15 protein-coding genes and 1 pseudogene are annotated in these 20,642 nt (G+C 67.5%); 3 read left to right on the top strand and 13 right to left on the bottom strand.

Annotated elements, in window-relative coordinates:
* Positions 1–174: 174 nt before the first annotated feature.
* The 8 genes and pseudogenes from HGI30_RS22480 to HGI30_RS22515 form a co-directional block, all read right to left on the bottom strand.
* On the bottom strand, positions 175–1,413 hold the full coding sequence (locus tag HGI30_RS22480; RefSeq protein WP_168909543.1) for a serine hydrolase domain-containing protein: 1,239 nt from the start codon (positions 1,411–1,413) through the stop codon (positions 175–177).
* 28 nt (positions 1,414–1,441) lie between these two features.
* On the bottom strand, positions 1,442–2,104 hold the full coding sequence (locus HGI30_RS22485; protein ID WP_235680255.1) for a pentapeptide repeat-containing protein: 663 nt from the start codon (positions 2,102–2,104) through the stop codon (positions 1,442–1,444).
* Positions 2,105–2,221: 117 nt separating this feature from the next.
* On the bottom strand, positions 2,222–2,887 hold the full coding sequence (locus tag HGI30_RS22490) for a TetR/AcrR family transcriptional regulator (RefSeq protein WP_168909545.1): 666 nt from the start codon (positions 2,885–2,887) through the stop codon (positions 2,222–2,224).
* Positions 2,888–3,089: 202 nt separating this feature from the next.
* Entirely contained in the window at positions 3,090–3,860 is a 771-nt protein-coding gene (locus tag HGI30_RS22495) for an HAD family hydrolase (protein WP_235680256.1), read from the bottom strand.
* Positions 3,861–4,019: 159 nt separating this feature from the next.
* Complete coding sequence (locus HGI30_RS22500; protein WP_168909547.1) at positions 4,020–5,531, bottom strand: phospholipase D-like domain-containing protein; 1,512 nt, start codon at positions 5,529–5,531, stop codon at positions 4,020–4,022.
* A gap of 1,080 nt (positions 5,532–6,611) precedes the next feature.
* Positions 6,612–7,688: a hypothetical protein gene (locus HGI30_RS22505; protein WP_168909548.1), complete on the bottom strand. Its 1,077-nt coding sequence runs from the start codon at positions 7,686–7,688 to the stop codon at positions 6,612–6,614.
* A 532-nt stretch (positions 7,689–8,220) separates the two neighbouring features.
* On the bottom strand, positions 8,221–9,339 hold the full coding sequence (locus HGI30_RS22510; RefSeq protein ID WP_168909549.1) for a DUF58 domain-containing protein: 1,119 nt from the start codon (positions 9,337–9,339) through the stop codon (positions 8,221–8,223).
* 206 nt (positions 9,340–9,545) lie between these two features.
* Positions 9,546–10,544: pseudogene (locus HGI30_RS22515) on the bottom strand (AAA family ATPase); the annotation flags it as partial.
* Positions 10,545–10,794: 250 nt separating this feature from the next.
* On the opposite strand from HGI30_RS22515, the gene HGI30_RS22520 reads away from it, so the two are divergent.
* Positions 10,795–11,523 carry an HD domain-containing protein gene (locus tag HGI30_RS22520; protein WP_168909550.1) on the top strand — a complete coding sequence of 243 codons (729 nt, stop codon included), beginning with the start codon at positions 10,795–10,797 and terminating at the stop codon, positions 11,521–11,523.
* A gap of 37 nt (positions 11,524–11,560) precedes the next feature.
* Positions 11,561–12,418: an alpha/beta fold hydrolase gene (locus HGI30_RS22525; RefSeq protein WP_168909551.1), complete on the top strand. Its 858-nt coding sequence runs from the start codon at positions 11,561–11,563 to the stop codon at positions 12,416–12,418.
* An 88-nt stretch (positions 12,419–12,506) separates the two neighbouring features.
* Here the strand turns inward: HGI30_RS22525 and ypfJ are convergent, their stop codons facing one another.
* The 3 genes from ypfJ to HGI30_RS22540 form a co-directional block, all read right to left on the bottom strand.
* A complete protein-coding gene (gene ypfJ, locus HGI30_RS22530) occupies positions 12,507–13,358 on the bottom strand; it encodes a KPN_02809 family neutral zinc metallopeptidase (protein ID WP_168909552.1) in 852 nt (283 codons plus the stop codon).
* A 109-nt stretch (positions 13,359–13,467) separates the two neighbouring features.
* On the bottom strand, positions 13,468–14,949 hold the full coding sequence (locus HGI30_RS22535) for a DUF3500 domain-containing protein (RefSeq protein WP_168909553.1): 1,482 nt from the start codon (positions 14,947–14,949) through the stop codon (positions 13,468–13,470).
* 206 nt (positions 14,950–15,155) lie between these two features.
* Complete coding sequence (locus HGI30_RS22540) at positions 15,156–16,847, bottom strand: methyl-accepting chemotaxis protein (protein WP_168909554.1); 1,692 nt, start codon at positions 16,845–16,847, stop codon at positions 15,156–15,158.
* Between the two features lie 260 nt (positions 16,848–17,107).
* Between HGI30_RS22540 and HGI30_RS22545 the strand changes: the two genes are divergently transcribed.
* The gene (locus HGI30_RS22545) at positions 17,108–17,260 is read left to right on the top strand and encodes a DUF1540 domain-containing protein (protein WP_168909555.1); all 153 of its coding nucleotides are present in this window, start codon (positions 17,108–17,110) and stop codon (positions 17,258–17,260) included.
* Between the two features lie 196 nt (positions 17,261–17,456).
* On the opposite strand, the gene HGI30_RS22550 is transcribed toward HGI30_RS22545, so the two are convergent.
* Both HGI30_RS22550 and HGI30_RS22555 read right to left on the bottom strand, forming a co-directional pair.
* Positions 17,457–18,743, bottom strand: coding sequence for an MFS transporter (locus tag HGI30_RS22550; RefSeq protein ID WP_168909556.1), 1,287 nt, complete (start codon positions 18,741–18,743; stop codon positions 17,457–17,459).
* A gap of 299 nt (positions 18,744–19,042) precedes the next feature.
* Entirely contained in the window at positions 19,043–20,518 is a 1,476-nt protein-coding gene (locus HGI30_RS22555; RefSeq protein WP_168909557.1) for a DEAD/DEAH box helicase, read from the bottom strand.
* Between the last annotated feature and the right edge of the window lie 124 nt (positions 20,519–20,642).

The following is a 20,642-nucleotide window of genomic DNA, read 5'->3' on the forward strand; positions in this document are numbered from 1 at the left end:
CTAGACGGAGGATGTGGCATTCTCGTGGCGGGACAGCAGGCGCGGCAGCGGCGCGAGCCCCGACGCGAGCCCCGGCTTCCATCCATGAAAAAAACAGACCGGCAGCCGGTCTGTTTTTCGCAGCAAATAGGCCTTGCCGCAGGAGAGGGCGGCCGTCCCGCCGCAGGCCAGGCGTCAGTCTTCGATCGCCTGGTAGGCCGTGGTCCAGAAATCATGGATCAGATGCGCGGAAGCCGAGGTGGACATCCCGACCTGGGTGAGCACGACGCCGGAAAGCTGCTTCGCCGGATCGGCGTATGCCGCAGTGCCGGTGCCGCCGTCCCAGCCGAACTGGCCGACGGACGCATAGTCGGCGCGGTAAGTGCGGACCGCCATGCCGAAGCCCCAACCGCCCTGCTGCCCTTGGCCATGCGACAGGTGGACGTTGTTCTTGGCCAGAACTTCCCGATGCGCTTGCTGCTCGGGCGTGAGGCGGTTGGTCGTCATCAGCTCGACGGCAGGGCGGGAGAGGATGCGCTCGTTCCCGTGCCTTCCCCCGTTCAGCAGCATCTGCAGATAAGCGTGATAGTCTTCGACGGTGGAGAGCAGCCCGCCGCCGGCTGCGTGGAACTGAGGCGGCTTGGAGTAGCGTCCGCCTGCGCCTTCGTCCCAGACGTGGAACGCTCCGGTCTGCGGATCGGGGATGTAGGCGGGCGGCAGCCGGTGGATCTTGGCCTCGGGCACGTAGAAGCCGGTATCCTTCATGCCGAGCGGGTCGAGGATGCGGTCCCGCAGGAACGTCTCGAACGGCTGGCCCGAGACGCGGGCGACGAGCACCCCGAGCACTTCGTTGCTGACGTGATACTGCCACCGCTCTCCGGGCTGGTAGCTGAGCGGAATCGTGCCGAGCCGGCGCATCCATTCGTCGGGCTCCGGCATCTCCAAGCCGGGGGCGTCGTACAGCCCTTTTTCAAAAATCGCGGTCTGGCCCGGAGTTCCCATCAGCGTCAGGTCGACGCCGAGCCCGAACGTGGACGTCAGCAGATCGCGCACGGTGATCGGCCGGCGCGCCGGCACCGTTTCGTCCAGCGGGCCGTCCGGCCGCTTCAGCACCCGTGGATTCGCCAGCTCGGGCAGCCACTTGTCGACCGTGTCGTCCAGATGAAGCTTGCACTCGTCGAGCAGCGCCATGACCGGCGCGGCCGTGACGATCTTGGACGTCGACGCCATCCGGAAAATCGTGTCCCGGGCCATCGGCGCCCCGCCGTCATGGCGCATCGTGCCGAGCGCGATCGCATGCGTCTCGCCGCCGCGGCTGACCAAGGCGACGAGGCCGGGAATGCTCCCGGACTCCACATGCCGCTCCAGCACGCCGCGCATGCGGTTCAATCCTGTTTCCGTAAAGCCTCTGCCGCTTGGGTTCGTCGTTTTCATTTCGATTTCCTCGCTTCTAGTAGATTTTTTAGATGACCGTGACGTGGGACAGATCGGCATCCATGCCTTTGAGCAAGGCGAAGGTCAGCTTATCCATGGTCGCGCCGTCGAAGCAGATGGTTTTAAGCATGCGATAATAGCGCTTGGTCAACGTGAAGCCCGGCTGGAACGAGACTTGACGGAGCGAGGCGTTCCGGAACGAAGCGCCGGCCAAAGCCGCGTTATCGAAGCAGACGCCGATGAACGTCTGTCCGTCGAATCGCTGCCCGCTCAGGTCGGACTGCTTGAAGTCGACCCCTTCGAACACGCAGTCTTCAAATCTCGTACTCCGAAGATCCGCTCGGGTCAGGGCGACGTCCGTCAGCGTTGCCCCGGCGAACCGGGCTCCGTCAAGCGCGGAGTTGCTGAACCGGGTCCGGACAAGGATCGCGTTCGCGAAGCTGGCGTTCGTCAGGTCAAGCTCGCATAGGCTGCAGTCGGTCAGATTCGCGCCATCGAATCGGACCTCGCGCACATCGCTGCTTTTGAGCGTGCTGCCGGTCAAGTCCGCGCCTGAGAAGTCGGATTTTTGCAGCGCGCTGCTGTTGAATTCTCCTCGTTGGACCGTGACGCCGGCGAGATCGCTTTGGGCCAGGTTGCCGGCGCTGATCGTCGTCGATGCTTGCTTGCGGGAGGGTTGAATGGTTTTCATGAAAAATTCCATCTCCTTTGAATGGGGGTTGGTCTTGATATCCCTATCTTGTGGTTTGATTCGTACATACCGACCGTCGGTATGTATTGAGCAAAAACGTAGCTGCCTTTCGGCAGGCTAGTCGTCTTTGCGTTCGGCTCGCACGGACAAGCGGAACAGCTCCTCGTAGCGGCGAAGCATCTGGTCATCGAACAGGTCGAGTCCCAGGCCTTTCAGAATTTCATCAAAGAACTTCACCTTGCGCAGCATCGCCTCGGGCGAGGCCTCGATGACCGCCGGATTCAGCCACAGATTCGTCAGCACGAGCAGCACTTCGCTGAGCTCCTGCGGGTAGTCGGTGCGGATCGAGCCGTCCCGCATGCCTTCTTCGATGATCGGCTGGATGTGGATCGGAGCGGCCTTCTGGAAAATATGCTCGATCTGGGCCGCCAGCAGCTTCGGATTGCGCAGGAGGCTCGGCGTTGCCGATGCGACTTCGTTCTGGGCGGGATTGTCGAGGGAAGCTCGGGATATGGCGCGGAGCTTCTCCAGGCCGCTCAGCTTCTTGTCGTCCCGAATCGCGGACAGCATCACGTCCACGTCCTTGAACAGATGGTCGATGACGGCCTGCATGATCTCTTCCTTCGACTTGAAGTGGTGGTAGATCGCTCCTTTCGTCAGCCCTCCCAGCTCGTTGATGATGTCCTGCACGGACGTCTGCTCGTAGCCTTTTTGGATGAACAGGCCGAGCGCCGCGTTCAGGATCTGGCTGACCGTTTCTTCAGGGTATTTGTTTCGGGCCATTTGTCTTCCTTTCTTTCATACATTCGGTTGGTATGTAATCACTATATGCTCCCCGTTCGTATCTGTCAACCTTTCCCATGAAAAAAATCCCTCCGGGTCAGCGAAGCAAAAAGAGGCCGTCCCGAGGACCGCCTCTTCTTGCCCGTATGCGGTGTTGCCGGACACGGGGCAAAAACGTCCCTGCGCGAGCTGCAAGCACGCCCTATCCCCGCAGCCGCAGCTGCGCGCAGGACGGCAAGACGACGTCGGCATCCGGCAGCTCGCCCGCCTGGGCCGCCTCGGCCAGGCCGATGGCGGCGCCCGCTCCGGCGGCCCGCGCCATGCGCATGTCGCCGTTCGTATCGCCGACGACGGCGACGCGCGCGGGGTCGACGCCGAGCCGGCGGCAGGCCAGCTCGACCATGTCGCCGTACGGCTTGCCCCGGTCGACCTGGTCGGTGCCGATGATCTCGGCGAAATATCCGTCCAGGCCGAGCCAGCTCAGATGCTGGACGGCGGACGTCGTCTCGTCCGCGGTCACGACGGCGGCCGGCAGCCCGGCCGTCCGGCAGGCGGCCAGCAGCTCCGGCACGCCCGGCAGCGCCAGCGCGGGACGCTTCTGCTGCATGAGGCCCTCGGCCCGGTGCAGCCCTTCCTGGGCGAAGACGCGCGCCTCGCTCCAGCTGAGGCCGCGCCGGTAGCCGCATGCCGTCAGGAGCGCCAGCAGCTCGGCCAGCGTGCCGGCCGCAAGCGGCCCGCTCCGGTCATAGCCGGAGGCGACGCCGTCCTCGCCGAACGAGATGCCCCATTCCCGGCCCAGCTCAGCCAGCGGCAGCGCCGGGAACCCTTTCGCCTCCAACGGCGCCGTGAAGCCCTCCTGCATATGCCGCGTCCATGCTCCCCACGTATAGCTGAATTCCAGCAGCGTCCCGTCCTTGTCGAACAGGATCGCCTCCACCTCGAAGCTCTTCTCTCCTGCCAGCAGCAGCGCCATCTTCTTCCTCCGTTCGCGAGTCCGACTTCTGATCTCCATTGAAGAAGGTTCGGCTCTGCAAGTCAAGGCGAATACGCAAAAAGCGCCCGTTCCTTCGCGGAACGGACGGGTTTTGCCGGCCGCGCTCTCCTCCTGCGGAGGCCGCCGCGCTCCTCCCGCTTAGAACGTCGTGAAGCCGAGCCGGTCCTGCACGCGGTACAGGATGCGCTTGATCCATTCGGTCTTCTCCTCGTACTCGCTGTAGTCGAGCGTGTAGCGGGCGCCGTCGTTCGTCCACAGCTTGCGGAAGTACGCCTCCAGCTCGGCGGCGGGGCGGCTGTCCGGGCCGGCCTGCACCCGCAGGTTCGTCTCCAGGTTGAGATCGTCCAGGTTGCGCGTCGTGAAGTTGGCCGAGCCGTTATGGATGACCGCGCCGTCCCGGCCGGCGACGAGCATGAGCTTGGCATGGTACTGCTCCTGGTCTGTGTTGTACCAGCGCACCTCGATGCGGCCTTCCGTCCGGTCCCGCAGCTCCGCCGCCACGGGCCGGTTGGGCACCCCGATCTTGGAGTTGCCGAACGCGACCTCGTTCGGATCGAGGATGAGCCGCACCTGCGCGCCGCGATCGGAAGCTCGGACCAGCGCCTGCACGACGTCGCGGTCCGCCAGATAGAACATCCCCAGCCAGATCCGGTCGCCCGCCTGGGCGGCATCCAGGTCGCGCAGCACATGCGCGCGGATGCGTCCCTCGGTGAGCAGCTGCACGGAGGCTTGCTCCGCTGCGGATGCGGCTGGGGCGTCTGCCGCGGATGTGGATGCGGATGCGGACGAAGCCGGATTGGATGCGGCTGCAGAAGGCGTGTCAGAAGCCGGCGCCGGCGCGAGCTGATCCGGCCCCGGCAGGCGCACGTTCGAGCCGGAGAGGTCGATCGCCGCCTGCTCGCTGCGCAGCGCCTCGGCCAGCAGCTTCGGCACGCCGGTGACGGCATAGCCGCTGTTGGAGTTGTAGAAGCTCGCGTCATGCGCATTTGCGCTGGCGACGACGAGCGTATCCTCGGTGATGAGCACCTTGCGGTGATTGGCCTTGGCGTTGACGAGCTTGAGGTAGGAGCGGACGGTCATGTCGGGCGCTCCGGTCGCCATCTTGTTGGGCAGCCAGCCTTGGCCCTTCGGGCTGATCCAGCCCGCCGTCAACCGCCACGCGGCCGTATAGAGCGGATTCGAATCCCGCAGCGGGTCGACGTCAGTCACGACGACGGGGATGCCGGCTTGCCGGAGCCGCTCCAGATCCGGCGCGGGATGCGAGCCGTAGGAGGTGTTGACGTCATCCGTGATGACGGTGACGCTCAGCTCCGGAAGCTCTTTTTTGCGGGCGATGAGCGCATCGGCGACCGGCCGGCTCAGCGGCGGGAAGGACTGATCCTCGTTGTAATACCCGTTGAAAAGAAACAGATCGAGCACGACGAACCGCTCGGCTTCCCCGATCGCCCGGAGCATGCGCGCAAAGATCGCCTGCTCCGTCGTCTTGCCCCCGTCCTCGTCCTCGTACGTGAGATCGGTCAGCAGCTCAAGGCCGCCCTTCGGCACGGGATGGACCGCCCCCTCGAACGAGACGCCGGACGGCAGCGGCTTGTTGGCGTGGTAGATGACGACGCCGGCATACAGCAGCAGCAGCGCGAGCGCCAGCGGCAAGCCGACGCGCCGCTTGCACCTAGGAGGACTGGAGGCGGCATGAGGGCGACCGGGGGGAGGCGACCCGATGACGCGGCGGCGCTTGCGCAGGGTAGCCGCCGGAGAGGCCGAGTCCGGCTCGAGCGGCGGACTCGTCCCCAAGGAGGCGGCGCGAGGCTCTGCCGGTTCGGAAGGACTCGGTTGGAATGGATTGGAGGATCGGGCTTTGCTCATGGAAGGCCTCTTTCTGCGTCTGCGGGGAGTAGGTTCTTCTCCATGAGTACCGCTGCCTGTTCGCTTTGAAACAGGAGGCGCCTGGAAGGGCGTCAGCGGAGGCTCGCGGGCGGCGGCGGGCGGCGGCGGGCGGCACGCTGAAGGTAGTCTCGACCCCGTCAGACGACGGAGGCGACAGCGTGCGGCACGCTGAAGGTAGTCTCGACCCCGTCAGACGACGGCGGCGGCGGCGCGCGGCACGCTGAAGGTAGTCTCGACCCCGTCAGACGACGGAGGCGTCAGCGTGCGGCACGCTGAAGGTAGTCTCGACACCGTCAGACGACTGGGGCGGCAGCGGGCGGCACGCTGAAGGTAGTCTCGACACCGTCAGACGACAGAGGCGGCAGCGGGCGGCACGCTGAAGGTAGTCTCGACCCCGTCAGACGACGGAGGCGGCGGCGTGCGGCACGCTGAAGGTAGTCTCGACCCCGTCAGACGACGGGGGCGGCGGCGTACCGCACGCTGAAGGTAGTCTCGACCCCGTCAGACGACGGCGGCGTCAACGTGCCGCACGCTGAAGGTAGTCTCGACCCCGTCAGACGACGGCGGCGACAACGTGCCGCACGCTGAAGGTAGTCTCGACCCCGTCAGACGACAGAGGCGACAGCGGGCGGCACGCTGAAGGTAGTCTCGACCCCGCCAGACGACGGAGGCGACAGCGGGCGGCACGCTGAAGGTAGTCTCGACCCCGTCAGACGACGGAGGCGGCAGCGGGCGGCACGCTGAAGGTAGTCTCGACCCCGTCAGACGACGGTGGCGACAACGTGCGGCACGCTGAAGGTAGTCTCGACCCCGTCAGACGAAGGCGAGCCTCGGCGGCGGCCGCTCTTACTTCACGCGGCCGCGGCGATGGCGCTCGGGATCGGCAGCGAAAGGCGGCTCCGGCTCCGGCCGAGATGCGGGCTCGGCAGCCGCAAAGCCGTATCGCTCTTCTTCGTAGGCGCGAAGAAGAGCGTCGAGCCCGGAAGCCGGCTCCGCATCCCTTGCGGAGCCGCCGCTTCGGCGCGGTTCGCTCGCGAGCCGCTCCAGCTCGCACACATGCTCCGCCGGCGTGCGGTCGGCGCGGTACTCGTAGCCGCGTCCGATCTCGCGGGCGATCAGCGCGCGGTACCGGCGGCGCGCCTCGCCGCCCGGTCCGGCGGCCGGATCGTCTCCGCCGGCGCCGCGGCGGCCACGCCGCTTGGCGCCGCCGAGCCGCTCCAACCGGACGACTTCGTCGACATAACCCGTATCCGGCCCTGGACGGCGCAGCTCGCGAGACAGCCGCAGCCAGCGCAGCAGACGGTCGAGCGCCAGGCGCAGCCGCTCCGGCAGCCAGCGGCGCACGAGCCGGTACAGCAGCGCCGCCGCGAGCGCCGCCACTGCGGCAGCTGCGGCATAGGCGAGCCACTCGCCGAGCCACTCCAGCCAAGCCGGCGGCGGCTCGGCCGGAGACATGGGGGGCAGCCCCGGTTCGCCAGCCGGCGGCTCCTGCGCGGGCGGCGGCGGCTCCGACGAGCCGGAGAACAGCCGCTGCAGCATCGCGCGCACGCCGTCCAGCAGCGCCTGCAGCGGGCCGAGCCAGAGAGTCCCGAGCGCGAACAGGGCGACGACGCCGAGCGCGAGCCGCCGGTTGAGCGCGGCCATGCCCGGTGTTACCGCGCGGCGGCTATCCTCTGCATGCGACGCCCGGCGCAGCTGCCAGCCGTTCCAGCGCAGCAGCAGCAGGCTGATCGCGGCAAAGGCGAACAGCAGCAGGCTCGGCCGGTACGGCAGCAGCCGCTCCAGCCCAGCGCCGGCGAAATAAAGCCCTGCCGCCAGCGCGAGCCCGGCCAGCGCCAGGCGCGCGTCGCCGCCGAGCCATAGCCGGCGGCGTCCGTGCCGGCGGCCGCGCTGGGCGGCGGCGGCGGCCAGCGCGGCAAGCACGGCGGCAGCGATGCCCGCCGCCGCCCCGTCGCCGGACGGCGCGGACGCCCAGCCGAGCTGGCCGCCCCGATCGCGGCGGCCAGCGCCGGCAGCCCGCGTCCCGCGCCCGAGCGGCCGCGCCGCGCCTCGCGCAGGCCGCTCCAGCCGCCGAGGCCGTGCAGCAGCGCACCGAGCGCCCACAGCAGCGGCGCGGCCAGCGCCGGCACGGCATATTCGGCGGCCAGCACGGCCACCGGGTAGAACGCCGCCGTTTCCGGCAGCGTGCCCCACAGCAGCAGGCCGCGCCGATCCTCGGCCCGCTGCGCCGCCTGCCCCGATGCTTCCAGCTCGAGCGTCGCGCCAGGCCTGCCAACTGCGCCGGACCACGCATCTGCGGCGGCCTCCGCTCCTTTCGCGGTCGGGCCTTCGGCAGGCGGCGCCTCCCCCAGCCCATGCGTGGCGGAGGCGCCGGACCTCTTCCTCGCTGCGTCCGGCTCCCGTCTCCTTGCTTCGTCCGGCTCCTCCCGGCCTTCGTCCATCCGCCTCCGCCCGCTCATGCCGTCTCCCTCCTTCGCTTGGCGACGGCCCCAGGAGGGCGCACGATCGTCACGCCGTGCCCGAGCGCGGACAGCCGCTCCGCCGCCTCCCGCAAGCGGGCCGACTCATGCGCCGTGATGAGCAGATAATCGAGCCGCTCGCCGCCTTGCTCCTGCCGCTCCGCTTCCTGGCGCAGCAGCTCGTGAAAAGGCACCCGCGCCTGCGGCGCCACCGCCGCCATCGCCTCCAGCAGCGGCTCCAGCGCCAGGCCTCCGTAGCCGGGCTCCACGCGGTCCGGCAAGCCGGCCGCTTCCTCGGCCAGCAGCGCGTTATGCGCGAAGCCCGCGCCGAGCCCGCGGCGCAGCAGCTCGGCCGCGCTCGCGGCGGCGCAGCGCAGCGCCTCCTCCAGCCCCGCCGCGTCGTTCACCCGGCCCCACATCGTCTCCGACTCCTCGACGTTCAGCAGCAGCATCGCCCGCGGGTTCGCCGTGTGGCCGTAACGATGCACCTGCAGCCCGGCGGAGCGCGCCGAAGCTTTCCAATGGATGCGGTTCATCGCGTCCCCGGGCGCATAGTCCCGTACGCCGCTCGTCACGAACGGGTCCTCCGCCACCCAGCGCCGTACTTCCAGCTCCCCTTGCCAGCGCAGCCACGACTCCGGCAATTGCTCCATCCCGGTCAGCTCCGGGTAGACGATGAGCCGCCACGGCAGCTCGACCTTGACCGACGGCGCGAACAGGCCGAACAGGTCGCCGCCCGTCAGCGTCGCGGTGCCCATGCTCCAGACGCCCCGGCTCGCGCAGACGGCGGCATGGCGGCGGATGATCCGCACCCGCGGCGGCAGCGCGAACAGGCTCGCATGGTTCTGGTAGATCGAGCCGGCGCTGATCGACATCTGTCCCGTCCCGCGAAACGACAGCCCCGCCGGCAGCATCGCCTCCAGCCGCAGCCACGGCACCGGCAGCCGCTTGCCGTTCTCGATCGTCTCGACCATCTCGATGGCCTCTCCCGCATGGCAGGCCGTCGCGCTGAACGAACGCTCCACCCGCACGCCGCGCAGCGCCCAGCGCCCGAGCAGCAGTCCCTGCAGGCCGAGCGCCGCCGCCAGCGCGGCCAGCAGCGCGAGCATCGCCATCAGCGGCCTCCCTCGCCGGCGCCGGACGAAGCCCTCGCGCCTCCCGCAAGCCCGGACCCCGCCGCTGTGCCGCCTGCCGATCCGCCCGCAGCTCCGCCTCCCGCCGCCGCGCCGCCTTTCGATCCGCCTCCCTCTGCCGAGACGCCCGGACCCCCAGCGCGTCTCCCGCCAGCGCCCGCTCCAGCGCCGCCCGCGCCCTGGGCGAGCGCGGCCAGCGCTTCCTCGCTCGGCACGGGCACGCGCGCCAGCGCGTCCTGCACGATGCGCTCGGCGGCGGCCGGCTGCGGCTCCTGGCGGCGGCGCGGCACGATGCGGTGGGCGCACGCCGGCACGGCCAGCCGCTTGATGTCGTCGGGCAGCACGTACGCGCGCCCCTGCATCGCCGCGTACGCCTGCGCCGCGCGCAGCCACGCCTGGGTGCCGCGCGGGCTGATGCCGAGCCGCGCGTCCGGATGCTCGCGCGTCGCCTCCGCGAGCTCGACGAGATAGGCGAGCAGGTCGGGATGGACCGCGACCTCGCGGCACCGGCGCTGCGCCTCCAGCAGCTGCGCCTCTCGGGACCGGTTCCCTTCGTCCGCGCGGCCGCCCGCCGCCGCGGAGCCTTTGCCGCCCGCGACCCCGCCCCGCTCCAGCCGTCCCTCCGCCGTCCGCCGCAGGATCTCGACGCCCTCCGCCCGATCCGGGTAGCCGAGCTTCATGCGGATCATGAACCGGTCCATCTGCGCCTCCGGCAGCGGAAACGTGCCCTGGCTGTCGATCGGATTCTGCGTCGCGAGCACGAGGAACGGCTCCCGCAGCGCCATCGTCTCGCCCTCGATGCTGATCTGGCGCTCCTCCATGCACTCGAGCAGGCTCGACTGCGTGCGCGGCGTCGCCCGGTTGATCTCGTCGGCAAGCACGATCTGCGTGAACAGCGGGCCCGGACGGAAGCGGAACTCGCCTTCCTTCTGGTTGTAGTAGTGGATGCCTGTCAGGTCCGACGGCAGCAGGTCCGGCGTGAACTGCACCCGGCGGAACTCCAGCCCGAGCGCCGCCGCCAGCGACTGCGCGAGCAGCGTCTTGCCCGTCCCCGGCACGTCCTCCAGCAGCACATGGCCCGAGGCGAGCAGCGCCGTCAGCAGCAGCTCCACCTCCTCCCCCTTGCCTACGATTGTCTGCGCCAAGCTTGTCCGAACGGCATCGGCAAGCGCTTTCACCTGTTCCATGTCCTCTCTCCTCCCCGGCCCTCGGCCGCCCTCTGTCTCCTGATTCTACCAAAAGCCGGCCGCCCTGGCACGGAAAGCCGCCCGAAAAAGGAGGACGGGCCGCCCGGCTCCTGCTACACTGGAGCCAGAAGCTTTGCGCTAGGGAGGCCAGCTCGTCGGCTGCCTCCCGCTTCCTTTGCTGCAGGAGGCGCTCCGCCTCCTGACCCCATTCCCGTCAGGCCGAGCGCCTGCCCGAAAGGCTGTGAGCTCCTTGTCTCATCCGCACGAACAACCGAACTCGACTCCTGCTTCTGATCCGACTGCGACTACATCGCCGTCAAGCCCGCCCGAAGCCGAATCGCTCCTCGCCGCGGCCGAAGCCTACGCCCGCGCCGAGCTCGGCGGCGATACGAGCGGCCACGACTGGTGGCATGTCCAGCGCGTCGCCGACATGGCCCGCCGCCTCGCCGCCGACGAAGGCGCCGATCCGTTCCTCTGCGTGCTGGCCGCGCTGCTGCACGACGTCGCCGACGAGAAGCTGAACCCGTCCAAGGAAGCGGGCATGGCCAAGGTCGCCTCCTGGCTGGAGGCGCGCGAGCTGGCCGACGGGGACCGGGAGCATGTGCTGGAGATCATCGGCACGATGTCCTACAATGGCGGGGCGAATCCCCCGATGCGCACGCTGGAGGGCCGCGTCGTCCAGGACGCCGACCGGCTGGACGCGATCGGCGCCATCGCCGTCGCGCGCACGTTCGTCTATGCCGGCCACGTCGGCCATCCGATCCATGATCCCGAGCTGCCGCCGCGCGACAGCCTCGTGCTGACGTCCGAGGAATACCGCAGGGGCAAAAGCACGGCGATCAACCATTTTCACGAGAAGCTCCTGAAGCTCAAGGACCGCCTCAACACGCCTGCGGCCAAGTCCATCGCCGAGCAGCGCCATGCCTTCATGCGGAGCTATCTGGAGCAGTTCCAGCAGGAGTGGGACGGCGAGCGGTAGCATCGCTGCGGCACCATCACAAGCTAAGGAGGATGCCATGACCCGAGAGATCCGCTTGCTGACAGCCGAGGAAGGAACATGCGAATATTCGATTGCCGGAAGCGGCCCGCCGGTGTTGCTTTTCCATGGAGGGCATTCCAATTGCCTGGAGGAGTTCGGCATCCGCTCCTTGCTGCATGCGGGCTATTCGGTCTTGATTCCGTCCCGTGCCGGATATGGGAGGACGACGCCGCTTCGGGACCTGGAGGCCGCCTGCCGCCTCTATGGCCGAGCGGTCGAACGTTCTGCGTCCGGCAAGGTCCACGTCATCGCCGTATCGGCCGGCGGACCCTCCGCCATCGCCTTCTGCTCCCTCTATCCGGAGCGGGTCGCCAGCCTCGTGCTGCAATGCGCCGTTGCGAAGCCTTGGCTCGGCCCGTCCGACTCGACGTATCGAGCGGCGCGGCGGATGTTCAACCCCCGCATGGAAAAAACGGTATGGACCGCTCTGGCCGTTTTTTCCTCGGCTTTTCCAGCATTGGCCTTCCGCTCGATGGCTCCATCCTTCTCCTGCTTGCCCTACTCCGATGTCCGCAAGCGTCTCGCTCCAGATTATCGCGATGCGTTCCGCCGCATGTGCTCCCGCTACCGCTCCGGATTCGGGTTCCTCATCGACCTGGAGCAGACCGGCCACGACTATTCTCGGGAACTCGCCGGCATCCAGGCGCCATCGCTGGTCTTGCACAGCCCTCAGGACGCTTCCGTCCCCTTCGCCCATGCCCATCACGCGCACAGCCTGCTGGCCCGATCGGAGCTGGTCGAGCTCGACAGCTGGGGGCATCTGATCTGGCTGGACCAGCATGCGGCAGAGCATGACCGACTGCTTCTTTCTTTTCTGGAACGCTCGGCGCGCTGACGCCTCTTGGCTGGCCTGGAGCCTCCATGCAGGGACAAAAAGGCCCTCGCGGGCCTAGCCCCGAGGACCTTCTTCATCGCTCTTCTTCCTACAAGCTCTTCGCGCCGAACGTATCGCCGCCCTGGATCGTGCCGGACTCGAAGCCCTTGTAGAACCAGCGCTTGCGCTGCTCCGACGTGCCGTGCGTGAAGCTCTCCGGCACCGCGTAGCCGCGGGCCTTCTCCTGGATGCTGTCGTCGCCGACCGCGCTCGCGGCCGTGAGCGCCTCCTCGAGATCGCCTTCCTCCAGCAGGTTCTTGCCCTGCGCATGATGCGACCAGACGCCGGCGTAGTAGTCCGCCTGCAGCTCGAAGCGCACGAGGTACTTGTTGAACTCCTCCTCGCTCAGCTTGTCGCGCAGCGGCATGATCTTGTCCGACGTGCCGAGCAGCGTCTGCACGTGATGCCCGACCTCATGGGCGATGACGTAGGCCATGGCGAAGTCGCCCGGAGCCTGGAACTGCTGGCGCAGCTCGTCATAGAAGCTCAGGTCGATGTACAGCTTGCGGTCGCCCGGGCAGTAGAACGGCCCTACCGCCGCCTGCTGCGTGCCGCAGGCCGACTCGACCGCGTCGTTGTACAGGACGAGCGTCGGCTTTTCGTACGTCAGGCCCTGTTGCTGGAACAAGCCGCCCCAAATCTCCTCCGTATCGGCCAGCACGACCGAGACGAACTGCGACAGCTCCGCCTCCTCGGCCGTCTCCTCGTACGGCTGGGACTGCTCCGTGCCCGCGCCCCCGGTGACGCCGCCGAGCAGGTCGCCCGGGTTGCCGCCCATCAGCGTGACGAGGATCAGCAGGATGATGCCGCCGATGCCGCCTCCGATCGCCGTCTTGCCGCCGATGCCCCTGCCCCGGCGGTCCTCCACGTTCGCGCTGCCTCTTCTCCCTTGCGTCCGCATCCCGTTCTCCTCCGTACCTTCGTTTTATTGAAGATATACCCGCATCGGGACGGTTGACGCGAAGGGAGCGCAAAGGACGTCGGCCAGCCGGAAGTCCGCGAGCCGGGGCCTAGAAGAAGCAGCCGCCGTAATCGGCCTTGCGGTCGCGCCACACCATATGCACATGGCCGCGGCCGGGGAGCGCCTCCTCCGCCAGCGTGACGGTCTCCAGCCACAGGCGCGGACCGTCGATCCGGACATACGAGCCAGGCACGCGGTCGTCCGTCGAGCCCGACCAGCCGATATACGTCCGCTCCAGCGCTTCGGGCGAAAGGTAATCCGCGAGCAGCGCCTGCGCCGACGCGGGCGCGGCCGTCCGCACCCAGGCGGCGACGGACGCGCGCACCCGCTGCTTCTGCTGCTCGCCGAGGTGGGAGTACGGGATGCCCTCCGCCTCGGGAAAGTGCCCGTCCTTGCCCGGGCCGAGCAGCACGTCGGCGCGGCTGTCGCCGAGGCGGGCCGCCGCCATCTGGTCGGGCGGCAGCGAGCGCAGCATCGCGTACATGCTCTCCAGGCGCGGCTCCATGACCGCCCAGTCGCGCCCGCCGGCGGAGAACAGCCGCGGCTCGATGCCGAGGAACATCGGCGTCAGGCCGATCTCGCGCGTGTTGCTGGCGAGGTTGAGCGCGAGGTGCCGTCCGCTGAGCTGGAGCATCCACGGCTCGCTGCCGCTCGGGTCGCCGAGGAACGCGACATGGTACAGCGCCGAGCCCCAGCGCGGATTGCCCCCGGCGGCGGACGACATCTTGTCGTCGGCAAGGATGATGCCCCGCGCCGTATCGTAGCCGTCAGCGCTGAGCGCTTCCCGCAGCATCGCCTTGAGCGCCTCCAGGCTGTCCTCGCCGAGCGTGCCGAGCGCGATGCCGTTGCGCGGGAACTCGTCGACCGGACGGTTGCTCCAGCTGACGGCATGCTTGGCCGTAAAAGGAAGCCGCAGCGCTTCCCGCTGCGGCGGCGTCAGCGTCGCCTCGAACGCCGTCGCCAGACAGACGAGCCGCGGCGGAGCGTCAGGCTCGTCCGCTCGGGCGGCTGCGCCCGGCTGGGCGGGCGCAGCCGGGCATCTCGCCTCGGCGGACGGCGCGATCTTGCGCGCCATCGCCTGGCCGACCGCGGCGTCCGCGACCGCCAGGCCGCTCTTGCCGCCGGGAGGCGCCGGCGTCTGCTTCGTGGGCGGCGGGGCAGGCGCGGGCAAGGGCGCGCGATGAGTCGCCGCAGGCTTCGGAACGGGCGCCGACCGTTCGACGCCAGGCGTCTCGCGCGGCGAGCTCGCCCCGAGTGCGGCTTTGATCCGGCTCGGCGCTGGCCGCACCGGGGCTTTCGCCGCTTCTAGCAGCGCGCTCGCCACGGGCGCGGCCTCCCCCGTCCCGCCTTTCTCCGGCAGCCCCCGTGCCGTTCGTTCCGTCAGGCTCGCCGTACGCGGCGCGATCGCGGCCGCCTGCACCTCCGCGACGGGGGAAGCGGCTGCCAGCGGCTGTCCGATGCCTGCCGCCCATGCCGCCCATACGGCCGCCGCAGTCCAAGAAGCCGTCCTTTTCCATCCGCTCTGCTTCAAGGTTCTGTCCTCCTCGATCCAATTTCCACCTGCTAGCTTTTTCCTCCCTTCTCCTTTTTATGCGCGGCCTCGGCAAATGCAAAAACGTCCAAAGGGGGCGCGTGGCCCGTCCTTTGGACGTCGAGTCTGGGCGGACTGGGGCTGGGAAGGGCTGCCGCCTAATCAGGCCTTCCCGCAGCGCTTGGCCGCGCGGCCACGTGATTCGCCTACGTGCGGAACCGGCCGACCAGCGCCTGCAGCTCGTCGGCCATCTGCGCCAGCGACTGCGCGGAGGCGCGCATCTGCTCCATCGAGGCGAGCTGCTCCTCCGTCGAAGCCGCGACCTCCTGGGCGCTCGCCGAATGCGACTGGGCGACCTCGGCCATGCGGCGGCCGGATTCCGTCATCTCGCCGGCGCGGACTCGAATCTGATCCGCCACCGCCGCCATGTCTTCCATATGCGGCGTGATGCCGCGGGTGCCGCTGAGGATGATGCCGAACTTCTCGGAAGCCCGGCTCGACACCTCGACGCCGTCCTCGGCGCTGCGCATCGCTTCCTCCATGAGCCGGGCGGACTCCTCCGTCTCCTGCAGGATGGCTCCGATCAGCGCGCCGATCGAGCCTGCCGACCGTTGCGACTGCTCGGCGAGCGAGCGCACCTCGCCCGCGACGACGGCGAACCCCCGTCCGTGCTCGCCGGCGCGGGCCGCCTCGATCGAGGCGTTGAGCGCCAGCAGGTTCGTCTGGCGCGACAGCTCGCCGAGCACCTGCAGGATGCCGCGTATTTCCCGCGAGCGGTCCGACAGCGAATGCACGACCTCGCTCGCGCGGCCGATCGACGCATGGATCGTCCGCATCTGCTCCAGGTTGTCGGCGACGATGCGCCCGCCCTGCTCCGCCTCCCGGCTTGTCCGGCGGGACAGCTCCAGCACCTCGGACGACGTAGCCCCTACGAGCTCCGCCCCTTGGGCGAACTCCTCCAGCGTGGCGCGGTTCTCCTCGACGCGGGCGGCCGTCCACTCCGCTCCGCCCGCCATCTCCTCGATCGCGGACGCCACCGACTCCGATGCCCGCGCCGATTGCTCCGCCCCGCTGCTCAGCTGCTCCGCCGCGGAGCCGAGGCTCCCGGCATGCACGGCGATGCCGCCTACCATGCCGCGGATATGGTCGGACATGCGGCGGAACGAGTCGCTCAGCTCCCGCAGCTCGTCGCGGCCGCGCACTTCCGGCTGCTCCCCCGTCAGGTCGCCGTCGGCCATCCTCTGCGCGACGCCGTTCAACCCGGCGAGCGGACGGCTGATCATGCGCGCGGCGAACCAGCCGGCAGCGATCGCCACGGCCGAGGCCAGGAGGCAGATGGCGGCCACGAACAGCAGCCCTTGCTCCGCTTTCCGCTTCGCTTGCTGCTTGCCGGCTTCGATGACGTCCTTTTCGATCCATTCGGCCAGAGCATCGCTCTGCAAGCGGATCTCTTCGCTGAGCGGCTTGATGTCCGCCTGGCCCTCCTGAGCGGCTTGGCGCTTGTTGACGAGATACGCGTTCATGATGCGCACCGTCAGCTGGCGGAACTGCAGATTCGCGGTTTGAATGCGCTCCAGCCGTTCCCGGGACTCCGGCTCGTCGCTCCGCCGCAGCGCGGACGCGATCGTCTGATCGATCCGATCGTTGGCGGCATACAAGCCCTCCTTGAAGGACGGATCGTCGTACAGCAGGAAGGCCCGCAGCTGGCTTACCTGGCGTTCCGACAGCGTTTGAATCGTCTGCGCATCGGCTTGCAGCTCCGCAGCGACATCGGTGATGTACGCGTACGAAGCCTGCGTCGACTTCGCGTTGAGATAGGAAAGGACGGATGCGACACCGAAGAGAAGGGAGACGAGGACGAAAATAGCAACTAGCTTGTGCCTAAGCTTGATTTTCATGCGAAAATAATCCTTTCCCGATTAGAATGCTTTTTATTTCGACATGATAAGGGAAAGTTATGAGAGAATAATCGCGTTAATTCGCTAAAGTAAAATTACTTTCAGGAATATTATTTATATATGAAATTGTATTTCATAGCCGTTCATGGACGCAGCCATGCGAAAAGCCTGCGCGAATCTTGCAAAAGATTCGCCGCAAGCCGATGGAGGTATAAAAACCTATCAGGCTCGACCATCCTAAGGCCAAGGAGGTGAAATCCATGGCAAAAGACGTGCGCTGTGAAGTCAACTCGTGCAAGCACTGGGGTGCCGGCAACAACTGCAACGCATCTTCGATCTATGTCGTAGCCCGCAGCAGCAAGCCCAGCCACTCCGACGAAACCGACTGCAAAACCTTTGAACCGAAAGTGTGATCCCTCTAAAGGCGGCCGTGCCAGCGGTCGCCTTCTCTTCTTTAGCTTAACCAATAATGATTCTTATTATCAGTTGAAACGAAGATTTTCCCATGCGCGCCGAGTCCGCCCTTTCTTGGACAAGCCTTGGAATGCAAAAAGAGGCAGCCGTCTCCGACTGCCCCTTCGGTTCAAGTTTCGGCCTCATGCCGTTGCCTCATGGCTTCTCCTCCAGCCCCGCTTCCCGAGCTTCCTTCTCCTCGCCCGGCTCGCCCGACGGCTCTCCCGCCCGGAGCAGCTGCCGGCTGCGTCCGAACCCTATCCCGAGGCCAAAAATGAGCAGGCCGGTCGCGACGAGCAGCCGCTCGATCGGAATTCGGTCCGCCAGCGGCCCGAACAGCAGCATCCCGAGCGGCATCATCGAGCTGGAGATCATGCCCATCACGCCGAACACCCGGCCGAGATAGCTCTCCTCCACCTTTTGCTGCAGCAGCACGGTCGCCGGCGTGTTGAACACCGGCATCATAAGGCCGACGAGCGCCATCAGCGCGAGGTAGACCCAGAAGCTCGGCACGACGCCGAGGCCCGCGCAGGCGAGGCCGGTCACGAGGAAGCTCAGCGTCATCGTATGCGCCTTGTTGCGAAAGCCCTGCCACGCGGCGATGAGCAGGCCGCCCGCCATCATGCCGACGGAAAACGCCAGCTCGATCGCCGTCAGCCGCCACAGGTCGGGGCCGAAGCTGCGCGTCACCTGCAGCGGACTGAGAAACGCCGCCGGCGAGATGAGGATCATATACAGCGCCATGAAGAAAAAGAACGGCTTGAGGAAGCTATGCTCGCGCACGTAGCGGACTCCCTGCCGCAGGTCGGCCAGGTAGCCCCTCTCCTGCGCATCCGGGGCCGCCTGCCGCGGCTTCTCCCGAACGAGCAGGAGCAGCGTGAGCACGCCGACGATCGCTGTCGCGACATCGATGAAGAAGATCGCCTGCAGCGGAGCGACCGACAGCAGCCCGGCGCTGACGACCGGCGCGGCGAACATCGTCATCGCCTGCAGCGTCCCGTTCACTCCGTTCACCCGCGTCAGCTGCTCGGCCGGCACGAGCTGAGGGATGAACGCGCCGACCGCCGGCGTCTGCACGCCGGTGCCGAGAGCCCGGATGGCGGACATGACGAACAGCAGCCACAGCGCATCGTATCCCGCGAGGAACAGCAGCGCCATGACGAGCGTCGTGAGGGCGATCAGGCTGTCCGAGTAAGCGATCAGCTTCTTGCGGTCATACCGGTCAGCCCAGACGCCGGCGAACGGCGACAGGAAAAACGTCGGCACGAAGCCGCATAAAATCGCGATGGTCATCATCGCTCCGGAATCCGTGCTGAGCGTAATATGCCACATGATGGCGTACTGGACCAGCGAGGACCCGAACAGCGAAATCGTCTGGCCTCCGAGGAACAGCGAGATCGTACGTTTCCAATTCCTATCGGTCGTTGCGGATGGGGCAGGCATGCTAAGGCGTCCTCCTTCGGGATCGGCTCTCTGCCGATCGGCTCCTTCCAGTCTAGCATAGACCATACGGGCCGATTTCTTTCCGATGGCTTTATTTCCGCGCCGACTCCTCCCGGCCACGGTTTTTTGGGGGAAAATAAAAAGACCTCGGACCCGCCGGTTTGGGCGGAGCCGAGGTTCTTGAGCTTAGTGGATGCGACGCATTGTTTCAGGCAAAACGTCTCGAAAAAGCCGATGCTGTCCGTCCGGAAGGCAAGCACGCCAGGGGGCCGTCAGCGGGAAGCCCGCTGGCCGGCTTCCTAGCCGCGAGGCTGGCCGCCGCGCGCGCCTTGAGCGGACGGAGCGGTGCCGGCGGAAGCCGGTCCGCGGCCGGAGCCGCCGCGCCGGCGCTTGCGCTTGCGCCCGCCGCCGGCCGTGCCCGGCTGCTGCGCCTCCGCGCCGCCGGCCGCAGGACGCTGCTGCGCCTGGCCGCCCGGCTGAGGGCGTCCGCCCTGACGTGCGTTGCCGCCGCCGTCGCCTTGGCGGGAACCGCCTTGGCCTTGCTGCGGACGACCGCCTTGACGCGCGCTGCTGCTGCCGCCGCCTTGACGGCCGCCGCCCTGGCTTTGCGTCAGGGACGGAAGCGTCGGCTCGCCGGCGGCCATCGGGTACGGATGCTCGCGCACGACCGGCACCTTTTTCTTCGTCAGCTTCTCGATGTCCTTGAGGTATGGAACCTCCTCGTCCTCGCAGAACGAGATCGCCGTGCCGCTCTTGCCGGCGCGGCCCGTGCGGCCGATCCGGTGCACGTACGTCTCCGGGATGTTGGGGAGGTTGAACTGGATGACATGCGCCAGCTCGTCGATGTCGATGCCGCGCGCCGCGATGTCGGTCGCGACGAGCACGCGCGTCGCGCCGCTCTTGAAGTTGCCGAGCGCCGCCTGGCGGGCGTTCTGCGACTTGTTGCCGTGGATCGCCTGGGCCGTGATGCCGGCCTTGGTCAGCACGCGCACGACGCGGTCCGCGCCGTGCTTGGTGCGGGTGAAGACGAGCACCGACTCGATCGAGCGGTCGCGCAGCAGGTGGATGAGCAGCTGCGGCTTGTTGTCCTTGTCGACGAAGTAGACGGACTGGTCGATCCGGTCCACCGTCGAGGACACCGGCGTGATCTCGACCGTGACCGGATCATGGAGCAGCGAGTCGACGAGGCGGCTGATCTCCGGCGGCATCGTGGCCGAGAAGAACAGCGTCTGCTTCTTGGCCGGGATGCGGGCCATGATCTTCTTGACGTCGTTGATGAAGCCCATGTCGAGCATGCGGTCGGCCTCGTCGAGCACGAGAATCTCGACATGCTGCAGGTCGGCGTGCTTCTGGTTGATGAGGTCGATGAGGCGGCCCGGCGTCGCGATCAGGATGTCCATGCCGCGCGCCAGCTGGATCTCCTGCGCCCGCTGGGACACGCCGCCGACGATCGAGAAGCAGCGGATGTCGGTGAACTGGCTGTACGCGCGGATGTTGTCCTCGATCTGGATCGCCAGCTCGCGCGTCGGCGTCAGGATGAGCGAGCGGATGCGGCGCTTGCCTTGGGGCTTGCCGCCCTGACTGCTCAGCCGCTGGATGATCGGAATCGAAAAGGCCGCCGTCTTGCCGGTGCCGGTCTGCGCGCAGCCGAGCACGTCGCGGCCCTCGAGGGCCGCCGGGATGGCCTGCGCCTGGATCGGCGTCGGCTCGGTGTAGCTTTCTTTTTCAAGCGCTTTGAGAATCGGGGAAATCAGCTTCAAATCGGTGAATTTCATTGGGTCTCCTATCGTTTTGAATGATCTATTTTCACGGGATGGTCGAACTTGCAGGCTCCGTTTTGGTTCAATCCGCGAATATTCATTTCTATCATAACGCAAGCTTCCGACGAAATATACTGCC

Source organism: Paenibacillus albicereus (genome assembly GCF_012676905.1).
GTDB lineage: Bacteria > Bacillota > Bacilli > Paenibacillales > Paenibacillaceae > Paenibacillus_O > Paenibacillus_O albicereus.

Bases quoted from the DNA above. Each gene is read 5' to 3' on its own strand.
- HGI30_RS22480 (WP_168909543.1), bottom strand. From the start codon at position 1,413: ATGAAAACGACGAACCCAAGCGGCAGAGGCTTTACGGAAACAGGATTG.
- HGI30_RS22485 (WP_235680255.1), bottom strand. From the start codon at position 2,104: ATGAAAACCATTCAACCCTCCCGCAAGCAAGCATCGACGACGATCAGC.
- HGI30_RS22490 (WP_168909545.1), bottom strand. From the start codon at position 2,887: ATGGCCCGAAACAAATACCCTGAAGAAACGGTCAGCCAGATCCTGAAC.
- HGI30_RS22495 (WP_235680256.1), bottom strand. From the start codon at position 3,860: ATGGCGCTGCTGCTGGCAGGAGAGAAGAGCTTCGAGGTGGAGGCGATC.
- HGI30_RS22510 (WP_168909549.1), bottom strand. From the start codon at position 9,339: ATGGCGATGCTCGCGCTGCTGGCCGCGCTGGCGGCGGCGCTCGGCCTG.
- HGI30_RS22525 (WP_168909551.1), top strand. From the start codon at position 11,561: ATGACCCGAGAGATCCGCTTGCTGACAGCCGAGGAAGGAACATGCGAA.
- ypfJ (WP_168909552.1), bottom strand. From the start codon at position 13,358: ATGCGGACGCAAGGGAGAAGAGGCAGCGCGAACGTGGAGGACCGCCGG.
- HGI30_RS22540 (WP_168909554.1), bottom strand. From the start codon at position 16,847: ATGAAAATCAAGCTTAGGCACAAGCTAGTTGCTATTTTCGTCCTCGTC.
- HGI30_RS22545 (WP_168909555.1), top strand. From the start codon at position 17,108: ATGGCAAAAGACGTGCGCTGTGAAGTCAACTCGTGCAAGCACTGGGGT.
- HGI30_RS22550 (WP_168909556.1), bottom strand. From the start codon at position 18,743: ATGCCTGCCCCATCCGCAACGACCGATAGGAATTGGAAACGTACGATC.
- HGI30_RS22555 (WP_168909557.1), bottom strand. From the start codon at position 20,518: ATGAAATTCACCGATTTGAAGCTGATTTCCCCGATTCTCAAAGCGCTT.